General features: G+C 43.0%; 18 protein-coding genes. 4 read left to right on the forward strand and 14 right to left on the reverse strand.

Features of this window, described 5'->3' with window-relative positions:
• Positions 1 to 29 precede the first annotated feature (29 nt).
• From EHS13_RS27910 to EHS13_RS27930, 5 genes are all read right to left on the reverse strand, one after another.
• Positions 30 to 911: a carbohydrate ABC transporter permease gene (locus EHS13_RS27910; protein ID WP_155703525.1), complete on the reverse strand. Its 882-nt coding sequence runs from the start codon at positions 909 to 911 to the stop codon at positions 30 to 32.
• A 14-nt stretch (positions 912 to 925) separates the two neighbouring features.
• Positions 926 to 1,894: an ABC transporter permease gene (locus EHS13_RS27915; protein WP_193571451.1), complete on the reverse strand. Its 969-nt coding sequence runs from the start codon at positions 1,892 to 1,894 to the stop codon at positions 926 to 928.
• 301 nt (positions 1,895 to 2,195) lie between these two features.
• On the reverse strand, positions 2,196 to 3,284 hold the full coding sequence (locus tag EHS13_RS27920; RefSeq protein WP_155703526.1) for a response regulator: 1,089 nt from the start codon (positions 3,282 to 3,284) through the stop codon (positions 2,196 to 2,198).
• Positions 3,281 to 5,095 (reverse strand): cache domain-containing sensor histidine kinase, encoded by a 1,815-nt coding sequence (locus tag EHS13_RS27925; protein ID WP_155703527.1) that lies wholly within the window; start codon positions 5,093 to 5,095, stop codon positions 3,281 to 3,283. The genes EHS13_RS27920 and EHS13_RS27925 overlap by 4 nt, the downstream gene beginning before the upstream one ends.
• A gap of 321 nt (positions 5,096 to 5,416) precedes the next feature.
• Complete coding sequence (locus EHS13_RS27930) at positions 5,417 to 7,357, reverse strand: glycoside hydrolase 5 family protein (protein ID WP_155703528.1); 1,941 nt, start codon at positions 7,355 to 7,357, stop codon at positions 5,417 to 5,419.
• Between the two features lie 116 nt (positions 7,358 to 7,473).
• Between EHS13_RS27930 and EHS13_RS27935 the strand changes: the two genes are divergently transcribed.
• On the forward strand, positions 7,474 to 8,382 hold the full coding sequence (locus tag EHS13_RS27935; RefSeq protein WP_155703529.1) for an AraC family transcriptional regulator: 909 nt from the start codon (positions 7,474 to 7,476) through the stop codon (positions 8,380 to 8,382).
• Here EHS13_RS27935 and EHS13_RS27940 read toward each other — a convergent pair.
• A complete protein-coding gene (locus tag EHS13_RS27940; RefSeq protein ID WP_155703530.1) occupies positions 8,379 to 9,209 on the reverse strand; it encodes a phytanoyl-CoA dioxygenase family protein in 831 nt (276 codons plus the stop codon). The two genes, EHS13_RS27935 and EHS13_RS27940, sit on opposite strands and share 4 nt — an antisense overlap.
• A 166-nt stretch (positions 9,210 to 9,375) precedes the next feature.
• On the opposite strand from EHS13_RS27940, the gene EHS13_RS27945 reads away from it, so the two are divergent.
• Positions 9,376 to 10,197, forward strand: a complete 822-nt coding sequence (locus tag EHS13_RS27945; protein WP_155703531.1) for an AraC family transcriptional regulator — start codon at positions 9,376 to 9,378, stop codon at positions 10,195 to 10,197.
• Between the two features lie 147 nt (positions 10,198 to 10,344).
• Here EHS13_RS27945 and EHS13_RS36965 read toward each other — a convergent pair whose 3' ends face one another.
• From EHS13_RS36965 to EHS13_RS27985, 8 genes are all read right to left on the reverse strand, one after another.
• On the reverse strand, positions 10,345 to 10,488 hold the full coding sequence (locus EHS13_RS36965; RefSeq protein WP_155703532.1) for a hypothetical protein: 144 nt from the start codon (positions 10,486 to 10,488) through the stop codon (positions 10,345 to 10,347).
• A gap of 108 nt (positions 10,489 to 10,596) precedes the next feature.
• Positions 10,597 to 11,745: a class I mannose-6-phosphate isomerase gene (locus tag EHS13_RS27955; protein WP_155703533.1), complete on the reverse strand. Its 1,149-nt coding sequence runs from the start codon at positions 11,743 to 11,745 to the stop codon at positions 10,597 to 10,599.
• Between the two features lie 14 nt (positions 11,746 to 11,759).
• Positions 11,760 to 13,892 carry a beta-galactosidase gene (locus EHS13_RS27960; protein WP_155703534.1) on the reverse strand — a complete coding sequence of 711 codons (2,133 nt, stop codon included), beginning with the start codon at positions 13,890 to 13,892 and terminating at the stop codon, positions 11,760 to 11,762.
• A 51-nt stretch (positions 13,893 to 13,943) separates the two neighbouring features.
• Positions 13,944 to 14,780, reverse strand: coding sequence for an AraC family transcriptional regulator (locus tag EHS13_RS27965; protein WP_155703535.1), 837 nt, complete (start codon positions 14,778 to 14,780; stop codon positions 13,944 to 13,946).
• Positions 14,781 to 14,829: 49 nt separating this feature from the next.
• Positions 14,830 to 15,555, reverse strand: coding sequence for a phytanoyl-CoA dioxygenase family protein (locus tag EHS13_RS27970; protein WP_155703536.1), 726 nt, complete (start codon positions 15,553 to 15,555; stop codon positions 14,830 to 14,832).
• Between the two features lie 110 nt (positions 15,556 to 15,665).
• Positions 15,666 to 16,529 (reverse strand): carbohydrate ABC transporter permease, encoded by an 864-nt coding sequence (locus EHS13_RS27975; protein WP_155703537.1) that lies wholly within the window; start codon positions 16,527 to 16,529, stop codon positions 15,666 to 15,668.
• A gap of 9 nt (positions 16,530 to 16,538) precedes the next feature.
• Complete coding sequence (locus EHS13_RS27980) at positions 16,539 to 17,432, reverse strand: ABC transporter permease (protein ID WP_155703538.1); 894 nt, start codon at positions 17,430 to 17,432, stop codon at positions 16,539 to 16,541.
• 92 nt (positions 17,433 to 17,524) lie between these two features.
• On the reverse strand, positions 17,525 to 19,090 hold the full coding sequence (locus EHS13_RS27985; RefSeq protein WP_155703539.1) for an extracellular solute-binding protein: 1,566 nt from the start codon (positions 19,088 to 19,090) through the stop codon (positions 17,525 to 17,527).
• A 168-nt stretch (positions 19,091 to 19,258) separates the two neighbouring features.
• Here EHS13_RS27985 and EHS13_RS27990 point away from each other — a divergent pair, with 168 nt between their 5' ends.
• A complete protein-coding gene (locus tag EHS13_RS27990) occupies positions 19,259 to 21,007 on the forward strand; it encodes a sensor histidine kinase (protein ID WP_155703540.1) in 1,749 nt (582 codons plus the stop codon).
• Between the two features lie 23 nt (positions 21,008 to 21,030).
• Positions 21,031 to 22,626 carry a helix-turn-helix domain-containing protein gene (locus EHS13_RS27995; RefSeq protein ID WP_155703541.1) on the forward strand — a complete coding sequence of 532 codons (1,596 nt, stop codon included), beginning with the start codon at positions 21,031 to 21,033 and terminating at the stop codon, positions 22,624 to 22,626.
• The last annotated feature ends 2 nt before the right edge of the window (positions 22,627 to 22,628 follow it).

The following is a 22,628-nucleotide window of genomic DNA, read 5'->3' on the forward strand; positions in this document are numbered from 1 at the left end:
TATGAAGGTCATAAGACCAGCATAACCAATTATTCTTTAATGGAGCCTAATGTCGCACCCTTTACAAAGTGCTTTTGAAGGAATGGATAAATGATAACAATCGGAATAGTCGCAAGGACAATGGTTGCCATCTCCAATGCCTCGGGCAGCAGCTTTCCACCCACATCACCTGACGCAGCTGAGGCAACATCATTGCTAGTACCCGCTGCAATTAAGAAGTATAGATACATCTGCAATGTCTGCAAATTGCGGTCATTGATATACAAAAGTGGTGCAAAGTAATTATTCCAATGGCCTACAGCATAGAAGAGCAGCAAAGTCATCATAATCGGTTTGGACAACGGGACCACAATTTCCCAAACGATTCTATAATCACTCATCCCATCGACCTTAGCAGCATCGAAGAGCTCTTCCGGAAGGTTGCGAAAAAAGGTGATACAAAGAATCATATTAAACGCGCTGATCGCACCAGGAATAACTAATGCCCATAGGGTATTAATCAAATGCAGTTCCTTTACTACCAAGTAAACAGGAATCAGAGGAGCCTGAAAGATCATGGTGAAGACAATAAACAGCATAATGGCTTTTCTACCTCTTAAATATAATTTGGATAAGGGATAAGAACCTACAATGGTAACTACCATATTAAGAAAGGTTGCTATGCATACGACTTTTACCGTCATCCACCCTGCTTTCCAGAACGAATCTGTTTGGATGACATAGTTGAATTGCGATAAAGTGAATTCGACCGGCCAGAGGAAAACCCTAGATTGAATAAGCGCATTGTTGGAGCTAAAGGAACCGGCCAGAACATGTAACAGAGGCACCATGGCCGCAATACTCAACAAGCTTAAGAGAATAAGATTACTTACATCAAATAACTTCTCTCCCATTGATTGTTTAATTTTCATTTAACACACATCTCCTAATATAAACTCTCACCTGTTGTGGATTTGCTTAGTTGATTCGCACCGAGTAGTAGAATTAAACCAATAACGGATTTAAATAGTCCAATAGCTGTTGTCATACTGAACTGGCCATTCATAATTCCTAGTCTGTATGCGTAAGTATCGAGTATTTCACCAACCTCATAGGTAATCGGACTTAAGAAAATATATACTTGCTCAAAGCCAACATCCAAGACACTGCCAATCTTTAGCAATAGAAGAATGACTATCGCTGACAATAAGCCGGGAAAGGTCACATGTATAAATTGCTTCCATCGTCCTGCTCCATCGATCTTGGCGGCTTCGTACAACGAAGGACTAACACCCGCTAATGCTGCAAGAAAAATAATTGTGCTCCAGCCCATGTCCTTCCAGATACCAGCAGATATAACCACGGAGCGAAAATGCTCTGACGATTGAAGGAAGTTAAATACCGGTAAATTCATACTTTTAAAAATTTCATTAACAAATCCAGTTTGTTGCGATAACATCATGTAAGCTAGTCCATATACTAATGTCCATGACAAGAAATGAGGCAAATATAAGACAGTTTGAACAGAACGCTTAAAAGCCATATTACGAATTTCATTCAAAAGACAAGCAAGTATAATCGGTGCTGGAAAAGAAAATATAATTTGATATAAGCTCATAATTAAGGTGTTACGAACGAGCTTAATATACTCCGGATTGGTATACATTAATTCAAACCATTGCAACCCGACCCATTTACTTTTGATAAAGCCTTCGAAGATATTATAATCTTTAAAGGCAATTACACTGCCTAACAACGGTAAATATTTAAATACCAAAAAGTAGATAAATACCGGAATCAACATGACATATAGAGCATTGTTTTTCTTAACAAACCTGAAGAAACTAATTTCTCCTGTCTTTTTTAATTTAACAGCAGCGGGGTTAGTTACAGGGATGATCGTCTCGTTCTTCATTGTTCCCACTCCTTAATCCTTTGTAACTCTATTATATAAATACGAACAATTCGATCCTAGTAGAGAATATTTCGAAATTCATGGTAATCTTCTGAACTTAACTCTTGTACACTATTCTACAAACGAGGGTAAACGGCTTCGCCATCCTTAATACTAACGAGCAACAAAGTCTTTTGCTCGTTAGTATTAGGGATGGTACGTTTGCTAAGAATTATCAGCTAAAAGTATGGAATTATATACTTTCTGATAATTTAAAAAGGACAGTGCCTCATAAAGGCCTGTCCTGTATAGCTGTCATCTATTATGATTTCATCCGTTTCTTATATTCAAGCGGACTAAACCCGTAATGCTTCTTAAACAATTGCGAGAAGTAGGTCACATCCTCATAGCCGACCTGATTGGCGATAGCATATATTTTTTCTGCTGTTTCCATTAGGCTATTCCGTGCTTCGCGCATTCGAATCGCTACAATGTAGGCGCCAATGGTCATTTCTGTTTCATGCTTAAACAATGTACACATATACGTCTTATTCAACGCAACAAATTCTGCCAGCTCCTGCAGATTAATCTGTTCACCATAATGAAGATCGATATATTGCTTAACCTTGTCAATCACTTTTGAAGACTGCTGTTCTCTAACGCCCCGCATAGTATCCACTAAGCAATTAGCACCTTCTTCTAGCCTTCTTACTGCACATAATCGAAAATAACTGCGTAAGGCTTGCAAAGTAAGAGTCGAATCCCCTAGTCCGAGGTCAGTACCTTCTTCCAGCTCCATTTGAAAGCGTTCTGTTGACAATTCCTCAATTAGAGTTCGGAGCCATACGTTGCATAATGGATTCAACAGACTGTAATTGCCCTCCACCCATTCCTCTAATAGTTCAAGGGTTTCTACGATCAATAAAGGCAAGGTTTCAACATGCAGGGTTCGGATGTGTTCCAGCCATCTATCCAGCCAAAGTTTATGATGGGGCAGCTTTCTCAGCATCAGCTGGGCAGCTTGGCGATTTCTTTCTTCCTTGATTCTTGCTGTTGCTTTATCTAATGCTGCGAAAAGTTGCACGTCGTCTACAGGCTTCATAATATAATCCAGTGCATCCAGTTGGATGCTTTGTTTGGCATATTGAAAATTATCATAGCTTGACACAATAATAGATCTCATCCATGGATAGAGCTGATTAATTTCAGCAACAAGTGTCAGTCCATCCATCGCAGGCATTCTAATATCCGTGATACATAAATCAGCATAGTGAGATTTCAGCCAGTCCAATGCCTTAAGTCCATTTGCAGCGGCTCCTGCAACAACAGTTGTTTGTTGATAAGCCTTCAATGACATTTCAAGGCTATCCCTAATAAGCGCAGAATCATCTACCAGTAAAACGCGAATCATAAAGTATTCCTCTCCTTTACTCGGTAAGGAAATATGACAGATACCTTGGTTCCTCCATCAGCAGATACTCGCTCTACTGAAATGCCACTCTTCTGATGATGAGGGTAATAGGTTTTTAATCTGTACTGCACATTTAGCATACCAATACGTGTCAATTGTAAAAACTCTTGTTCTGTACTTTCCCTGTTTAATGCATCATTAATTTCATGGAGTTGTTCAGGATTAATTCCACTCCCATTATCTTCAATCTCTACTCGGATGTAATCTTTCTCCCAGCGATAAGCAGATATACGGATGGTCATTCGGTTGCCAGTTACTTCAAAACCATGCTTAATGCAGTTCTCGACAAAAGGCTGAATGGTTGCTTTTAAACATTGAGCTTGAGCTACCTCAGAATCTATATCAAAGTGGAATTCCATTTCATCCCGATACAGATTGTCCATAATTTGAATATAATCGCTTATATGTGCCACTTCATCTTCTAGGGTGACAAGCGATTCTTTGTAATTAGACGTGTAACGCAGCATATTAGACAAGGCCAGTGTTGACTTGCGAATTTGCTGATGCCCAGCCAGATTAGCCATAGCATTAATCGATTCAAGTGCATTATAGAGAAAATGAGAATTAATCTGTGACTGCAGTGCCGATAATATAGCCTGCTGCTGCACAATTTTCGATTCAGCAAGCAAATGGATGGAAGAGTCGATTCGATCAAGCAACAAATTATAGGCCTCAGATAATTCCGCAACCTCATCTGTCCCCTTCACATCTGAACGAATATCGAAATGACCTAGCTTTCCCATCTTAATCGTTCTGCGAAGCAATTTGAGCCTTTTAGTAACAGAGTGGGCTACCAGATATACCAATATTATAGCAATACATAGACTAAGAAGTGTCATAGCAATCGTCCAATTTCGTATCTCGATAATACGTTTGGCCAATTCGTTGTAAGGCACGAATACAATCACACGCCAATCCGTCCGTTGAATGGACTGGTAAACGATCAACTGCTTCTTGTTTCCATCGTATACATAGCCTGAGGGAATAGTTCCCATCTGATCCAGAGTCGCTTGATCTAACTTGGTATTGATTAGATTTAGGTCTGGAGCCGATATCACAAGGCCTGCAGAATTAACGATTAATGCCTGCCCATTTTTGCCTAATTCAATCTCATTCAAGATCTGCTGGGTTGGCTCTAGCGAAATATCAACAGCAAGATAAGCGGTTTGGTTATTATAAAACTGCTTTTGGAAATAAGTCAGAACAGGGAGCTTAATCCTACGACCATAATTGGACTTATAGTCCTCCCTTACTTTGACAATAGTTTGAGTTTTACCATGATCAAGCAGCTGATCAATCATCCCCGATGCTGGCAAAGTGAATTGAGTATCGAGCACAGGGTCCAAGGTAGAGCTGTTGCGATAAATGGTTTCGTTCCCATTTCTATTATACATAATGATCGAAAGTGCTTCCGGATGATAGCTAATATAAGGATCAATGTAATGATTTTCCATATTCTTTAAGCTTAGATAATTACCATAGATGTCCTTTGGTGTAAGTCTTGTCCATACCTGAAAATCATCACTGACAGCCAAGGACTGGAAAAATCGTTCGTTATCATTAATATAGCGGGTTAGGTTTAAGGTAGCCTGTTTAAGAATTTGATTACTGAATCGCTGTGCATCGGATTGTATTGCCCTCGAGCTCTTATAATAGCTGAAGCTGCCAATAGTCGCGATAATTAGTATGACTATAGACGAAATCATTAGAATGAGTTTCCATTGCAACGAACTCTTTATATAACGGATCAATTGAGACTCCCCCAGTTTTTATATTCAATTCACCATCACAGATTAAACATTCCTCTGCGTTGCCATTCTATCTGTAGATTCAGCTAGGTAACGCTTCCATAACTTTTTATTATAACAGCAGTAATAATTTTTATCATTCAATTTTCGAAATCATTTTCAGAATAGCCTTGGCCTTTTTATTCATTTGGAAAATGTTTGTCATTAACAAAGATAAATGCATGGTTTTGTTAAATAAACTACCACTGCATAAAGACTGCCCTTTGTCTGTATACACAAATGAACAGCCTTATGTTAACGTTGCCTTATATAAACTCGAGACTTTTAAGACCTTACATACTTAAGAATAACGGCATCATTGGGCTCAAAACTTATAAAGGTCTTTCCATCCCTCTCCTGAGGCTTCTTCCCATAAAAGCAATCAGCCAAGTACCAGCCCTCTTTAACTAACAATGGAACTTCTCTTTGTTGTGGAGAATAGTTGATCAGCACGGCGAGTTGCGAGATTTCATCCGCTGGGTGCTCGGTTATCCCAATATGAGGCTCATCTACTTGAAGTACCCGCATAGCTCGTACTTCTCGGGAAATTGCTTCATACATCCGCCAATAAGGGAATTCCAGCGGCTGATAACTAACACCGGTTCGCTGTGTCATAGCTAGCTCAAGCGGTAAAGAACAGAAATACACCCATCCTTTTCCATACGATGCTTTCGTCAGAACTGGATTGCCATCTGCTTCTGATGCAAGTATCTCAGCTCGATCATTGCTGAACTCCAGCTTGAATGCACCTGGGAAATTCAATGCAATATCACCCTTCTTATGTTTCAAGATGGCAACGGCATCCGTTGCTCGGCGGCTGCGATTTTGCACCGTTAACCCCGTTAGCTCTGCAAAATTAAGCATATAACCATCATTTGACGACATGTAGAGTGTTGCACCCTCATCTACCTTATGCAATAGCTGTTCCCAGCGTTGCTTAGCTACTCCTTGTACGCCCGTTACACAGGGCAATAAATAGAAGCTAGCATCCGGAATAGGCTGATCCTCAAACCGGAAATCGATATCAAAGCCGGCCTGCTTCGCTAAGAGAAAAGCACCCATTGCAACAGCCCAATGATCCTGTTCACTGTTAAGTATGCACACACCATCAACAATCCGATCCGGTAAATTATCAAACGGCAGCTCTTGGATAACCTGCTTTAATCGCCCCATCTCCCTTAACACCGGTTTAACTCTGCCTTCCTCAGTCATTAGTCCAAGCTCACCTTCACAAGCTACCCAATCGTAAGGAGCATGATTGAGCTTCGTCTGATCGTTGGCACACCACCATAACAAACCGGGAAGTCCATGCGCCCACTGGGACAGCATACTTGTACGGCCAAAAGCGGCAGCCACTTCTTCACTGCAAACCATAGGTCCCATCGTTCCCATCTCTTCTGCGAAGCAAGGCTTCTCACCAATTTGGCCATAAAACAAACTTTCTATTGTAGCATGCAGTGTAGGACGAATCGATGTCAGCGGATCGTAATCCATATACTGTGTCCAGAATGGATAAGGATGTGTTGTGAGAATATCTGTCAGCTCGCCCTGATCCTGCATGGTCCATTTCCCTTTAGGCTGCAAGCTATGCATTCCAGATATCAACGGACGTGTTGTATCATTGCCCTTTATGGCATTAGCAATAGCAGCTGTCCATACATAAGCAGCTGCTTGACTTGCGACTTTCCCCATGACATTACACTCGTTCCCCAAATCCCAAGCAATGATAGCACTGGAATCTTTCATATCCTTCACAAAATAGCTAACAAATCGCACCTGCCAGCGAATGGAATCAGGGTCAGTAAGGATCGGCTTGCCTCGCAGGGCAGGGGGCACAAAGAGACGTCCACTCATCCAGCCTGTGATCAGTCCTACAATTAGTTTGATCCCATATCGACTTGCAATCTCTGTAAAGTCTCGAAAGCGCTCCATCATAATCTTTGACATTCCGGCCCTTCCAGCCTCATCATCCGGAAGCCTTGCTTCACCAAATCGATAACCATGATGCTGACCTTCTCCTGTATACATACTTTCGATAGGCTGAAAATCAGGCCAAAGCGGGAAAACACGAATGACCTCGATTCCAGCTTCCGACAACCTTTTCAAATCCAGATCAACCTGCTCCGGACGCCAATCCGTCCACATCGCTGTTCCTGCATGAGAGGCCCAATAATTACACCCCACAAAAAATTTACTAGGTAATGACAACAATCTATTCTGATCCATTCTTTTCGCCTCCATATTCAAACGTATCTCAAGAGTACAAAAAAATAAGTGCATACACTATAATAAAGCTACCGAATAATATAACGATTCTACTTATTTTTTGAGGAGTTTAAGAGATGATCCCGAGCCCTTATTTCGAACAAAATAAAAATCAAAGCGGATTAACCGATATAGACAGGCCTTTCTATATAGGCAGCCAAATAACTAATGACCAAGGCTATCACATTCCGTCCCATTGGCATTATCATATGGAAATTATATATTTTGCTTCTGGTAAAGCTTCTATTACAAACGGAAACCATATTTATGAGGCTGAAGAAGGAGAATTCATTATTATCCATCCCTGTGAAGTACACAGTGTGACCGTTGATAAAAACCAACATTCGCATCATTACGTGATTGGTTTCGATCCTGAATTATTAAGCCCAATGCCAAAGCTTGCTTTTCAACTACGCCATTTTTCACCTTATAGTGCTTCATTCAGTGGACTTGTAAAAATAATCAAGCCAGAACAACAGGACAAATCCTATATTCATGGTCTTATAGAAGAAATGGCAACGGAGTACCGCTCTAAGTTACTCGGATTTGAGCTTGCCATTGCAGCCGCGGTACTAAAGCTAACCCTCTGGCTGCTTCGCCACCAAAAAGTGTTCTTTACAGATTCCGAATCCACCTCGTTCGAGGACACAAGCAGAATGGAAGCATTCAGCCAATTACTTGTCTATTTAAATGATAACTGCCACAAGAATATTACGGCTGATGAAGCAGCTAGAATGAGTATGATGAGCTATAGTCGGTTTGCTAGTTTTTTTAAAAAGCTCATGCATACGTCTTTTATTCAATATACATTGCTCTTAAAAATACGAAGAGCCGAGCAATTACTGCTCGACCCCGCCAAAAGTATTACTCAAATCGCGCTGGAATCAGGCTTCAATCATTCCAGTTATTTCATCAAACAGTTTAAAAATCAGAAAGGCATGTCACCTCATCAATACCGCAAAGAAATGCTGCAGCAAGTTAACTAACACTCCGCACCTGATAATTCATTAGTGAACATCCGCTTATATTCATGTGGACCCACACGCTCCGAAGAAGCAGGGGCATAATGGAATTGCAAAGCTCGGCGCTGTTTGTTCGAGAAATTAGATGGGGTTCCATGGTACAGCATTCCATGGAAGAACAAAACTCCGCCTGGCTTTAAGGGAACAATGACATCTCTTTCCACAGGAACTTGAATGTCGCAAAGCTGCCAATCCCGGATTGCATAGTGCGGTGTTGCCCCCTCCTGATGGGATCTTGGAATGACGTGCATACAGCCATTATTGACATCCGCTTCATCTAAAGCGATCCATACGCCAATAACCGCTTTCGTATAGGTTAAATTACCATAGGCCATGTCTTGATGCCATGGCTTCTCACCCCCACCATGCGGTGGTTTCAGTAGGGCCATATCCTGTATCAGCTTAGGCTCTTCCCCAAAAATCTGTCGGATTACGTTTAGAATTTCTGGGTGGTACGCAACAGCCTTGAGCCGTTCATCCTCCTCAACAAATTCGGAGATTTTACGTAACGCCAGTTCTTTTTCTTCTAAAGTTTTAAGCTCCTTTTCCGACTTTATAAATTGCAGCTTTGCTCCTTTCCTATCGACAAAGCCAAGTTCCATAACCCCTTCAATTGCGCTATCCACGATAGGCTGCTCCAACAAAGAATCGATGGAAAGGAATCCATCCCTTCGATAATTCTGCAAGTGCTCAGCCTGCAATTCGTTTTTGCTATTTAGACTTACGTGCACCTTATCATATCGATACAGCTGATTGTTTATTTGCTCTGCGGTTAATTCCAATTTACTCATACATTATTCCTCCTGTTATTTAATGTGATATCCTTTATTTAAGGATACCACTTAGGAGCCAATCACAGAATGGCAGAAGCTTCATACTTTTTGTACTCAACTGCGTATTATTTTGTTATGCTATAGATATATGTCAGATTGATTTGAATTAAGGAGGAGTAGCTTTATGTCAACAGAAGTCAAGCTTTCCACTCAGTGGAACGATCTATATATGCTAGCGAGCAAGTCATCTGGTAAATACCAATGTGAACCAAGCTGGTCTTGGCAGCCAAGTCCTTTTAAAGATTATGATGTCTGGTATGTAGTATCAGGTCGAGGCAAGATAAATATTAATCAAGTGAGCTATTCCATTCAACCCGGAACTTGCTTTATACTTCAGCCTGAAGACCGAATCTCAGCGGAGCAAAACCCGAATCAACCTCTATTCGTCCTATTCTGCCATTTCAGCATGGTGGACAAAGAAGAGAAAGAAGCTATAGTGGGCATCTTGCCCGAAGAACGCTGTGTCACCTTTCGGGATACATCCCTCATCGAGCCTTTAGTGCATCAATTAATAGAATTGGCTCATCGACAGGACGACGATAACGACTCAGCTGAAATTGACATTCTGCTTAAATTAATTCTCACCCGATGGATTAGGGGGATTAATCGTAAAGAGCTCCCGCTTCAAAGCTATCAACATAAGCTGATTATTCTAAAGATACAGGACGCCATTCGCTTCCAGCTTTCTGAACCCATTAATTATGAAGCTTTAGTCAAACCCTTTGGTTTCACGCCGCGATATATAAGCAAGCTGATGAAGGAGCATACTGGAATTACACTGAAGGAAACCATAACGAAGCTGCGAATGGAGCGTTCCGTTCACCTTTTGACAGAAACCACAATGTCCGTTACTGAAGTATCCAACACGCTAGGCTACATGGATATCTATACCTTCAGCAAGCTTTTCAAACGTCATTATGGCTACGCGCCATCCAAGCTGCGTTGATCAATATTAGGTAATGCAGTCATTGGTTTGAGATTCGGCTTTAATAAAAGACATACGGATTTGGAAGAAATACTACCTTCTGACGATTATGACTCCGTACATCTTGTATCCCCGATTCCACAACATGGCTTACAATCGATTGCTATCTTAAACTCCGGCAAGCAGGATTAGAATTATAATTCGGACGTTATCCTCAACTCCACCCTCCCATGGAATAGCCCATAGCTCCCCGTGACCTCTAGAACCTGCATCCACAAGCCATTCTTTTTCAGTGGGTAAATATTGAAGCAAACAATTTTTCAGTTAATAGATAGGAGTTTTCCAGTTAGTTTGCTCAGAATAAATTAATATTTTTATGGGAACTCCTACTAATTACAACATACTACGATCCCAATTTAGTTAACACAAAGATTCTGAAGGGAGGTAGCCGTTCCACCCTAGAACAGGGAATGGTGGAGTACAAACGACTATCTGCAATTCAGTACCACTAGCCGCTGTCCAGCGCACACTGCCAATGCCTACGGGCATAAACAGAAAATCACCTTGACGCACGATTAACGAGCCGTCCTCCCAAGCGATTTCACCGGCACCTTTAACAATTACAGCAATCGCAAAGGTGCTCTTAGCAGCCGATTGATAGGCAACACGCACATTTATTCGATTCATACCAAACAACGTAGTCGTATCCTCGCCTATTAAAACAGCTTCATCCGAATCTATGCTTGAATAAATGGTTTGCGGTTCCTTGCGCCATTTCGCAATCGTTTCCTCTTCCGTGAAGCTGTCATAGTGGAAGCAGTCGAATAAGCTTTTCAGACCTGCCCCTTGATGAATCAATAGCTCGGGAATTGTCCGTCCCTCCGGGGTCGTCCGCTCTGTGCGCAATGTGTAATCCGTCGGCTCTTGCACCTCAATTAGAAAGCATCCTGCTCCAATCGCGTGGGGAACGCCTCCCTCAATGAAGAACACGTCCCCTGCATTCACAGGGATCTTGTGTAGAGAATTCAACATCCCTGGGATATCCTGTCGATTGAAGAGATCCTGCCACACTTCCCTTGTAATACCCGGCTTAAATCCAAAGAATACATGGGGTACTTCACCATTCACCTCGCGTCCCCCAAGAATATACCAGGACTCGGTCTTACCGTAATTCGAGTTCAGCACCTCTTTAGCAAATCGTTTGTCTGGATGTACTTGAATGGTTAATCGGCTGAGTGAGTCAATCATTTTTACAAGCACACCCGTTTGGCTGCCAAATCGTTCTGTATGTACAGTGCCCAAAAAGGCGTCTGGGTCCTCCTCAATTAAAGCCTTAAGCAGCCGCCTTCCTCCGCCCTCCAAGATTACATAGCTGAGACCCTCATCCAGAATCGACTCCCTCCCTGGATTACGCGCGTTCACCGTAGAGGCAATCCAATCCTCCGGCAGCTCCCCGTCCTCCGGGCTGGTTTTTCCATGCCATTTATCCAGCTCTTTACCACCATAATATGTTCTCCAAACTCGGGAGGATGATAGTTTTAGTACCTTCTTGTAATACTCTTCAGCCACTTTCAATCCCTCCATTATCCTGCAAAAGAAACTTTGATCACCGATACATCCTGACCGCTGATCTCAAACGCAAACTTCAATTTCCCGTCGGCTTCCACCGCCAGCTCCTGCACTTTACCTTCATATAAATGCTTTATTGTGCAACTATTCGAATCTAAATCGCCTAGAATTATATCCGCCATCAAGTCTTCCTTTCCATAATTCGTAACAAACAATAGAAGGCCATCCTTACCGCGTAACGACGAAAGCTTCAGCTCTTTGCGACTTGATGTATGAACACGTAGGGCATACCTGTCAGCTAATTGCCTTACGAAATCTAGTACCGCCTTTGGCTTCTCCATGAAATAGCCATACCACATAAATGTGGCGAGTGTTAGGATTGCCCCTTTTCCGTGCGGTGTTCTGATGATAGCAGGATCGTCATTGTCAAAGCGACCGAGTACTTCCACTCGCGAGTCGTATATAGCTAGAATTTGTCTTTCATAGTAGCCTGTCAGCTCAAGCTCAAGCTCCAGTTCATCCTTGTTTCCTTCGCTTGAAGTTAAGCTAGTGTAACGAATATTCAAATCCTCCGGATCGATATCCTCGAAGGTATAGCCCAATACATCGTTTCTTGTACCCAAAGGCATAACAGTATGCACCATGCCTAAATTATCCACAGCACCGAATCGCCCATCGCAAACGACAAGGCCTCCCTGTGCCATGAAATCTGCGATGGCTGCAGCAAGCTCGACCGTAACATTGACCTGGCTGGTAATGAACAAAGCTTTATATTTGTTCACTTCTCCGCTCAGTACATTGCGTGGTATGACATAGTCTGCAGCAACGCCTTCTTCCCAGAATGCTTCATACATCCCAGTCAACGAATCCAACAGAATGGAGTCCGAGAGCTTTTGTCCATGGTTTCTTGAATAAGCCTTAGTGAAGTCATGGTTCAGCTGATCATAGAGAATAGCCACCTTAGGCAGCTCTCGATCATACTCTGCAAATTCCCGCTCATGACCCGCTAGTACATCTGCGATTGCCTTAACTTCATGCGCGCGAACCGTGTAATTCCCGCGGGTATCCACCAAGCCTCGCCCCATGGTCTGCACCCCTTTAGTAAAAGGATCCCATTTCCAATAAATGATTCCTTTGGCTCCATGGGAAATTGCTTCCCAGCACCACCAACGCAAGTAATGCGGCTTGACAACGCTAAACGGATTGAACATCGCCACATTATGACTCTGGAGCTCTGAAATCCAGAAGCGTCCCTCACGGGAAGCAGAGTGCACACCTGAAAGCGTCTGCCATCGTTGGGAAGGAGTTAATCCAACAGCATCATTCTTGGGGTAGAGGGAAATGCCGAATTCATCAACACTCTCCGCTACATTCCAATCATCCTGGGGGAGTACATAGTGCTCGTCTCTAGAAACGGAAGCATACACATTATCTGCAATCGTCGGATGATGGGGATCAATCGCCTTGACCACTGCGGACCACTCGCGCAGAATTCTGCCCATGTTGAATTTCTTAAATTGATTGTAATCGACAACAGGCATAACGCTCGCCCACATCCAGTTTGAAAACTGAATTTGCGACCAGTCATAATAGGTTCTTTCCCATGCATCATTAAGGGCCTCGATGGTGCCATACTTTTCCTTCAGCCATTCTCTGAAAGTTTGGAGCGTATAGCTATCGAAAGACTCAAAACGTGTTTCATTATAAATATCGTAGCCATATAAAGAAGAATAATCCTTGTAATTGGAAACAGCACTTTCGAATACTTTATGTAGCAGCATCCGCACTTCAGGATGACTGTAATTAAGGTAACCGTAGCCTGTGCCTTTGTTTAAATGATGACCATCCGCATCCACGGCAAAATACTCGGGACGCATGACGAAGTCCGGCATGTATTCCAAGCACGTAATTTGTCCCTCGAGCTCCATGATAATATTCATCTCGAGCTCATCAGCCATCTCCAAAATTCTACGCCCCGTATTGAACGGATAATGTGCAAGAGTACGATCCTCCCACCAGAATACAGCCGGCCATATAACGACGGTATTCATACCAATACCTTTCATGCTCTCCAGTGAGCGCTTGATATCTTCTAGTGTAAACTCTCGTTGAACCTTCAATACTGCACCGTATTTGAATGCTTTCATGCCCTCTAACTCCTTTATTTATCCTTAAATTTATTCTTCTCTCAATATATCTCAAGAAATAAAAACCCGCATGCTGCGAGGTGTACGCCCGTATTTGCGCTTGAAGGATCGCTCAAAATGGTTAAGTGTGTTAAACCCCGAAGTTAAACACACCTCTGTAACGTTCATCTGCGAGGAGGTCATCAAGGCATGGGCAAACTGCAAGCGCATATCAAGTAAATGCTGCTGAAACGTAATGCCGGTTACCTTACGAAAACACTCGCTGAAGTAATTCGCCGATAGGTTGGTCTGAGCTGCGACCTGTTCAAGCGTTAGCGCTTCACGAAAATGATGCTGCATGAAAACCAAGGCATGATGAATGACTGCAGATCTGCCTTGATGTGCTTCGTGCCTGTTTAACCTCGAGCAATACCGAAATAAATCAAGCAGTATCCGATTAAGTGTATACTCCATTCCAAGCATTCGACCTTCAGCTTGACCCTGATATTCGCGCCACAGCCGCTGAAAATCTGCTTCCATCCATTCCGCCTCCGCTTCGCCCAGTTGCACTGACTTCTCGAAGAAATTGCGGAACAGCAGCAGCTTCACCTTCTCGTCCAACAGCTCATGAGAGAATATGACATTGAATTTTCTGAGCGTGGTTCCCGGTTTTACTTTGACCTCATGAAAATCAGCGGGTGTCAGCAGCATAAGCCCCCCTTGCTTCAAAGGCTCCTCAACGCCGTTCAGAAACTGTGTCCCTTCTCCCTCTAGAATATAGCTCAGCTCGTAAAAGTCGTGCCAATGCATCGGAACACTATCCTTCAATACATGCAGGGCCATATGAAAAGAAGCCGTCGATTTCGTAAAGTCATGCATTAGCAGCCGGGTCGGTTCACGCTTGTTCATCTAACTCCCCTCAATCTATGAAATCCGTTTGCTTGCAACATATAGGTTTTTATATCTGAACGTTCTGATACACATTCCCTGCAAGATCTTTACCGCGGCAAAGCCAAATTTCCCTTTGGTCTAGCACCTTCGTATCCGTTGAGAAATAGCGCATGGTGTACCCACAACGACGGAATGCACTTGTGTTTGCTTCGGCGCCATGAATGATTCTTGAATCATGCAGCGAGCACTCACCACGCTGCAATTCAAAATATACCGCTTTGGATTCGTCAACGCCTTTAATCTGAGAATCAAATGTGTTGTTCTTGCTATCCGCAGGCACATATTCCGAGAACCCATGTGTGTGTGTGCCGGGAATGACTCTCATACAGCCATTCTGTTTATTACTGGGATCAATAGCCAGCCATAGGGTTACAATATTTTCAAAGGAAGAGGCCCTGCCTTTCCAGTAAGCGGAATCCTCATGCCACGGAGTCGCTCTTCCTTTGAATGGATCTTTGCAAATAAAATGACTCGACCAAAGCGCAATATTAGGTCCAATGATTGGCTCAATCACATCCAGCACCTCATCACTCAGCAGAAATTCCAGCAGCCTCGGATCTCGTACATGGGGCCGATCGAGCTCATCAGAAATTTTATCCCCTTTATCACGCAAATGATCTTCAAAAATGGCTTCCAATCGATCCATCTTATCTTTAGTAAAAACAGGCTTTTTGTAAATCAGATAACCATCTTCTCGATATTGGGCTGCATGGACTTGATTTAATTTCAACATTTGCTCCACTCCTCATATAATGGCTGATTGTCTTCCTGTTTTCATCATAAGAGATCTACTAAAAACGTTCTCACCTTTTTCTCCGCTATATAATGCTTATCTTCGGCATATTATTCTTTCACAGCACCAAGCGTAGCACCCTTCTCGAAATACTTCTGGAAAAAAGGATAAGTCGAAACGATTGGCAGCATAGCCAGCAGAATTGCCGCCATCTTCACATTGAGACCGAGATTCTGCGAAATCGCCTCTGTGCCTGCATCAGAGCCTGTTTGGGAAGATCCGACGACAACCATTTGTCGCAGCAATGCCTGAATGGGCCATTTATTTGCCTTCAAATAAATAATCGCATTAAAAAATTCATTCCATCTATCCACCATAAAGAAGATAGCAAAGGTAGCAATAATGGGTGTTGACATGGGGATGACAACAGACAGTAGGATACGCAGTTCTTTAGCACCATCGATACGCGCTGCCTCGTCAAGGCTGGCTGGCAAGGCTTGAAAAAAAGTTTTCATGATCATGATCGTAAACGCATTAGTAAGAACGGGAAGCATAACCGCCCAGTAGCTGTCGATCAATCCAAATGATTTGACCACGAGATAGGTTGGAATAAGTCCGACTTGAAAAATCATTGTCAAAAAAATAGCGGTCATCATCACACGTCGACCTGGCAATGTTTTTTTCGAAAGTGCATAAGCCAGCAGCACGGACACAATAAGACTAAGAATGGTACCGACGACTGTAATATAAACCGTATTGCCGATTACTTTAACAAAAACGGATGTAGAAAACAGGTAGTAATAAGCATCAAATGTCCATCTTGGCGGCAACAAGAAAAAAGCACCACCCTCCGAATCCGCTGGGTAGCTGAATGAAACGGCCAGCATATATAAGAAGGGAATGAGGACGGTAAGACAGAGGAGTAACAAGAAAGCTGCTAATCCATAATCATAAAGTTTGTTCTTAATTCCCATAGCTCCTCCTTAAAAAATTCCTTCTTCACCTAATATTTTCGCAAAATAATCTGCAACAAGCACCATAAGCAGGCTCGCTACGGATTTGAAAAGACCTACGGTAGTCGCCATGCTGAAATTTCCTTGTAGAAGTCCAACTTGGTAGACGTAAAGGTCGAATACATTCGCCACCGCATGATTTAGCGCGTTCTCAGACAAGAATATCTGGTAAAAATTAGAGTCTAATGATGTGCCAAGCTGGAGCAGCACTAACACGACAATTGTACTTCGAATGCTTGGAAGTGAGATGCTCCACATCATTCTTAATTTACCCGCTCCATCTACATTCGCGGCATCGTAGAGCTCTGGATTAATCCCCACCAAAGCAGCTAACAGAATAATTGTACCCCACCCCATATCCCTCCAGATATGCTGCAGTACCATCAAAGGACGAAACCATTCCGTCGATGTCATAAAAGACAAATCGCTGCCCCCAAACTTCTCAACCAGCTGGTTAATAATTCCTGAAGGACCGAAGAAAATAATCGTAATACCGGCAATAATGACCCAAGATACAAAATGTGGCAGATAAAGCACGGATTGCACTATTTTTTTGTAGACACGAAATCGTAAATCGTTAAGCAGCAGGGAAAGAACAATGACAAGCGGAAAGTAAAAAACCAAATTATAAAAGCTTAATAAAAGTGTATTATTTAGTAAAATAATGAAGTCAGATTTGGCGAATAACTCTTTAAAGTTAGCCAGCCCTACCCAATCACTCTGAAAAAAGCCGCGAAAAGGACTATATTCTTGAAAGGCCAACAAGAGTCCCCAGATGGGAACATATTTAAATAATATAAAATAAAGCATACCCGGCAGCGCAAATGCATAAAGCGGCATGTGTTTCTTCCATGTATTTCCCATTGCTAATCCACCTGCTTTTTCATATGTTGTTTGATAATCAAGTAAAGCAGAAAGAGAGAGGACATCCCCTCTCCCTCGTTTCCAACTCCCGTTTAAGGATGATCCTTCGAATATTGATCGAGATATTCTTTGAGGATGGTTTCGCCAGTTCCTGCAGCCCAAACGTCAATTTCTTTCTGCACCGAATCGTATTCCCCTTCACCCATTACATACTTCGTTGCAGCCGCTGTTAATGGCTTAAGAATATCCGGATTTTTACCAGCTGTTTCTGAAATGTAAGGCAAGAAAGGATTGGCTATACCAATTTTACTAATCGCATCAAGGATGCTTTTACTTGTCTTGACCACATCAGGATTAGTTGTTGATTTAGTATAGTAGTAAGGGTCATAGCGGTTTTCCATCACAAACACATCGATACGGTCATTGGCGTAAGCCTTTTCTTGCTCTGGTGTTTTTTCAGCAATCCCGTTCTTAAGTCCGCTAGAATGAACACCAACTACACCTGTCTGATAGAATGCATCGTTCTCTTCACTGGCGCTGAAATCAAGGAAGTCAACAATCTTCTGGACTTTATCTTTGGCAACGGACTGCGGAACCACCCACAGACCATAATAGCCCGTAATCACCGCTGCACCTTTTGCCCCTTTGGGACCTGAAAGCTCAGGAATGGCAACCAGCTTCGCATTCGGATCAGTCTTAAGCAGCTTGCCGTAGGTAGATGAATCCGAAGGGTTCATATGCTGCACCTGACCAACATAAGATCCAGCAACACCAGCAAAAAATTTATCTTGCCCTTGCGAGCTCTTTTGTACAGGCGCATCCTTATCGATTAGCTTATCCTTGTATGCTTGGCGAAGCCATTCCAGATACGATTTGTATTCTGGCTGTTGGAATACAGCACTCGCCTTACCTCCTTCAATCTTGTAAGCATTGGGCAGTCCGAAGGAGAAAGCTATCGGATTGGCCATGCCAAATGGCGGAATCTGCGTATAGGCATCTATCGTGTTGGTCACTATATAAGGGATTGTTTTACCGCCACCTGCTGGATCTTTCTCCTTAAAGACTTTAAGCACATTTGTGAATTCATCCAATGTCTTCGGCACCTGAAGATTATATTGGTCCAGCCAATCTTTACGAAGAATGATATTAGCTTCGCCGCCACCATACAAGCCGCGAGGGCGAGGTATTCCGAAACGTAGACCATTGCTCTCCGTATTTTTCCACGTTTGCTCTGGAATGAACTCAAGATTTTTCTTGCCTTTGATGTAGGGAGTCAGATCTTGAAAAGCACCACTTTTGATAAAGCTTTGATACTTATTGAAAGGGTCAGTGAAAAGGACAAGATCGTAATTCGCTCCTGAAGTTAGAGATATGCTTAGCTTGTCTGAGTAAGCATCCGCTGGAACAAAATCGATGTCCAGCTTGATATTGCCGCGTTTCTCAATGTCAGCCTTCGCTAAATTATTGTCAGCATTAGGCAGCTGACCAAATATAATGGCAAGCACTTTCAAGGTTGTCGGTGCTGCTGTTGTTGTTCCCGATGAAGCCACGGGTGCTTTCGTCTCTTCTGTTTTGGAACCGCTTGAAGAACAGCCCGTTGCCAAAGTGGCAATCAATGTTGCGGTCAATAGTAAGCCTAACGTTTTCTTCTTTAACATCTTGTTTTACCCCTCTCCTATTCTGCAATTAACTGCTAATTTGATTATATGGAATAATTCGTTTTCATTACATGGCGTTATCTTGATAGAGTGTACCCGATTTATGAATTTTGAACATCTCCCTATTTCCACGATTAGAATCACGTTATAATAGAAGGGGGTGATAACGTGCGTTTTTTTCAGTTCCTTAAAACGAGTTTTTTCTTTCGTTTATTGATATTCATGCTGGCTGTTCTATTCATTCCGCTTATCATTCTGGTGGTTAATACACAAGGTGCAGCCGATGCTTCCATTCAGAAACAGGTGAGCCGCATCAATGAACAGGTAGTCGGTCAACTCATGGAGCGGATCGAATTAACAATGATCCAGCTTCAGGATTTGGGTAATCAATACGGATCTTTTCCTACAGTGCTGTCCTCCTTGACTTCAACGGGCAGTGCGTACGAGGATTCCGTGCAAACCAATTACTTGAGTGCAACACTAGATATTGCAGCCTCTGTTTTTCACAATGATGGCGATCTTGGCTTATTTAGGCTAAGAAATGAAGGACTTACCACTTCAAGCAATGTTAGTTACGAGGATCGTGAGCGCTTTAGCAAAGTCGCTTCCAACTTCCTGAAATCGGGTAAGTCTTGGAGATATATGAATGAGAACGTTGATAATAGCGGTCGCTCGTATTATTTAAGGCGAATTCCTTTTGATACCTGGCAGGAAGCTAAAGGAATTCTGATTATATCGATCAAAAACAGCTTGTACCGCAACCTTATCCAACGTGTCGAAACGGACAACAAAGGTTTCTTCACTCTTGTCAATGCACAAGGAAGCTTGATTTCTTCAACAAATCCACTCAGTATCAAGGATGCCCACTCATCTGCTCAGGCTTTGCTGGAACGCTGGAAGCAACTTGGTCAATCCTCGCAATTCCTGTTCAATGAACGATTGGTGCTGATCAAGCAGTCCAAACAATACGACCAGGTTATTGTAATCTCTGAAATCCCGGCTGAGGTGTTGACGGAAGACACTCGTCGCATTCGCCAATTCGTCCAATATTGGGCTGTCCTGCTCGCTATTGCCGGATTTATCTCCGTCCTTGGCTTTGCCTTCTACCTTTATCGCCCTTTGCTTGCGGTAAGAAGGCATATCGAGCGTATTAAGCAAGGGCATTTCGCTCCAGTCAAGGTTGCTCCTGCCCCCAGAGAAATTGGAGAGTTAAGCCATACACTCAATGCGATGTCGGTACATATGCAGACATTACTTAGTGATTTGAAGCTATCAGAGGAACTCAAACGGCGTACAGAGATCAAAGCACTGCAATCTCAGATTAATCCACATTTTTTATATAATAGCCTAAACACGATATTGGTGTACACTATTATGGGCGATTACGACAAAATCAAGTCACTTATGGGCAGTTTGCTCTCACTTCTGCGCTACTCCATGGAACACTTCGAGCAGCACGTGCCGTTGGAGCAAGAAATTGCTTATATTGATGATTACCTGCACATGCTAGAGCTTCGTTACGAAAGAGCATTTGTCTTGGAAACAGAGATAGACGAGGGCCTGGAGGAGCTCCTTGTACCCAAGCTGCTTCTACAGCCATTGGTCGAAAATGCCGTCTTTCATGGCATTCTTCCCCTGAAGGAGCTTAATGGAAAGCTAATACTGCGTGTGGCAAGAATTACCGAGGGTGATCAGATTTCCATCAGCCTTACGGATAACGGCAAGGGTATAAACGAATTCGAACTTGCTCAACTGCGAATGGGGCTTTTATTGGAGGCTACTGGAATGCATATTGGCATTCGTAATGTTTGGGATCGCATTCGACTGGTATACGGACCTGAAGCGGAATACGAATTTACAAGTTCAATAGATAGAGGTACTACGTTCCTCTTTCGTTTCAATAATAAATTGGATTAAAGCTTGCAATATGGGAGGTTCTTATGCAGAAAACGACGGTTGTTCTCGTTGAGGATGAAAGACCCGCACTCAAAGTATTCCGACACATGATAGAGCAGCGAAGTGATTTATTCGAGCTGCTAGGCGAAGCAGAGAATGGCGCGGAGGGGGCTGCGCTTATTATGGAGCTGAAGCCGCAAATAGTCATAACGGATATTACAATGCCTGTGAAAAGCGGGCTTGAGATGATTCGTGAGCTGAGGCACACTATGGTTCAGCCTCCTCTCTACATCCTTCTTACTTGCCATGAAGATTTTCATTTCGCGCAGGAAGCCATTGAGCTTGGCGCTTCCTCTTATGTGCTCAAGGAACGCTGCTTGCTAGATTCAAACCTGCTGACTCATATACTCGAGGGAATGCTTCCAGCCATTATGGGTCAATCTGAAGCCAAATTCGCACAAACAGCTCTTCAACAAAAGATAAAGCGGAACGAGATCCAAATTGAGAGCAATTTATTTCTTGAAATGGTGCTTGGACAAAACGAGCAGTGGCTGCATCATCTCGAGGGATCCGGATTCCCAACCGTGAATGGACCCTATGCTTTTTTCTGGATAGAATTCGACCGCAAAGGACTACGCTTCTCCATTCAGAAGACCGAGGAGCTAAAGCTATGGCAGTTCGCCGCAGTTAACGTAATGCAAGAATATTTGCAAAGGTCGGGTCCTTGCCGATTAATCGCGCTGGATAGGGGGCGCTTTCTTGCAATCGTCCAAAGCTCAGGCAATGTTGAACTCACAGGAACGGAAATAGCTTCCGCTTTAGTCCAATTTCTCAAAATTCGTTGCTTTGTCATGGGTGTGCAGATGGGCACAAGCCCTCTTAGTGAGGCGTTGCCCTGGTTGAGAAAAGCGTTTAGGGAGCCAGATTTATTCTTTTACCAACCTTTAAATGTTGCTTTTTCCCACACTTTAGACATACCTCTGGGCTATACGCCTCTGCCCTTGGAAGCACGTGGGATTTGGAGCGTCCGAATTCGTGAAGCATTGCTTAAACAAGCCTCTTGGAAATCGGACGAGCTGATTACTTTTACTTTGGATGAGGCTATTCGCAATCGCTGGCAGCCTCAGCAAATCAAAGGACTGTTCTTCGATGCCTTGAATGTTCTGCTCTCCTCGCTAAATCGTGATAATGACCCTCACATCAACACAGTCGAGTTCCAAGAGGAGCTCTTCTCGTGCCAGACGCTTGGGTCGCTTCACGAAATGTGCAGCTCGTTTACGGTAAGCTTGAACAGTCTTTTGGCGAATGGGCAGTCTGTAGACCGTACCGTTGCAGCTATTATCCTTGAAATAAAGGCGCATCCCGAGCACCAGTATATTCTCGAGGATTTAGCAGAATCTATTAATTACAGTTCTAATTATTTCTCGCAGATTTTCAAAAAAATAACCAGTGAGCCATTCGTGCAGTTCCTCACTCGTGAGCGCATAGAACGTGCCAAAGTACATCTGATAACCACCAACCTCAAAACATTTGAAATTGCTTACAAGGTTGGAATTCCAAATTACCGACATTTCAATCGCTTGTTCAAAAAAACGGTTGGCTGCTCGCCCACTGATTATCGCGAGCATCAAGGGATTTAGCA

Origin of the sequence: Paenibacillus psychroresistens, assembly GCF_009728935.1 — a bacterium.
GTDB classification, from domain to species: Bacteria; Bacillota; Bacilli; order Paenibacillales; family NBRC-103111; genus Paenibacillus_AC; species Paenibacillus_AC psychroresistens.

What these genes read in the sequence shown, in the direction of transcription:
- EHS13_RS27975 (WP_155703537.1), bottom strand. Translation starts at nt 16,529, where the DNA reads ATGGGAATTAAGAACAAACTTTATGATTATGGATTAGCAGCTTTCTTG.
- EHS13_RS27915 (WP_193571451.1), bottom strand. Translation starts at nt 1,894, where the DNA reads ATGAAGAACGAGACGATCATCCCTGTAACTAACCCCGCTGCTGTTAAA.
- EHS13_RS27995 (WP_155703541.1), top strand. Translation starts at nt 21,031, where the DNA reads ATGCAGAAAACGACGGTTGTTCTCGTTGAGGATGAAAGACCCGCACTC.
- EHS13_RS27945 (WP_155703531.1), top strand. Translation starts at nt 9,376, where the DNA reads ATGTCAACAGAAGTCAAGCTTTCCACTCAGTGGAACGATCTATATATG.
- EHS13_RS27960 (WP_155703534.1), bottom strand. Translation starts at nt 13,892, where the DNA reads ATGAAAGCATTCAAATACGGTGCAGTATTGAAGGTTCAACGAGAGTTT.
- EHS13_RS27980 (WP_155703538.1), bottom strand. Translation starts at nt 17,432, where the DNA reads ATGGGAAATACATGGAAGAAACACATGCCGCTTTATGCATTTGCGCTG.
- EHS13_RS27910 (WP_155703525.1), bottom strand. Translation starts at nt 911, where the DNA reads ATGAAAATTAAACAATCAATGGGAGAGAAGTTATTTGATGTAAGTAAT.
- EHS13_RS27920 (WP_155703526.1), bottom strand. Translation starts at nt 3,284, where the DNA reads ATGATTCGCGTTTTACTGGTAGATGATTCTGCGCTTATTAGGGATAGC.
- EHS13_RS27985 (WP_155703539.1), bottom strand. Translation starts at nt 19,090, where the DNA reads ATGTTAAAGAAGAAAACGTTAGGCTTACTATTGACCGCAACATTGATT.
- EHS13_RS27965 (WP_155703535.1), bottom strand. Translation starts at nt 14,780, where the DNA reads ATGAACAAGCGTGAACCGACCCGGCTGCTAATGCATGACTTTACGAAA.
- EHS13_RS27940 (WP_155703530.1), bottom strand. Translation starts at nt 9,209, where the DNA reads ATGAGTAAATTGGAATTAACCGCAGAGCAAATAAACAATCAGCTGTAT.
- EHS13_RS27935 (WP_155703529.1), top strand. Translation starts at nt 7,474, where the DNA reads ATGATCCCGAGCCCTTATTTCGAACAAAATAAAAATCAAAGCGGATTA.
- EHS13_RS27930 (WP_155703528.1), bottom strand. Translation starts at nt 7,357, where the DNA reads ATGGATCAGAATAGATTGTTGTCATTACCTAGTAAATTTTTTGTGGGG.
- EHS13_RS27970 (WP_155703536.1), bottom strand. Translation starts at nt 15,555, where the DNA reads ATGTTGAAATTAAATCAAGTCCATGCAGCCCAATATCGAGAAGATGGT.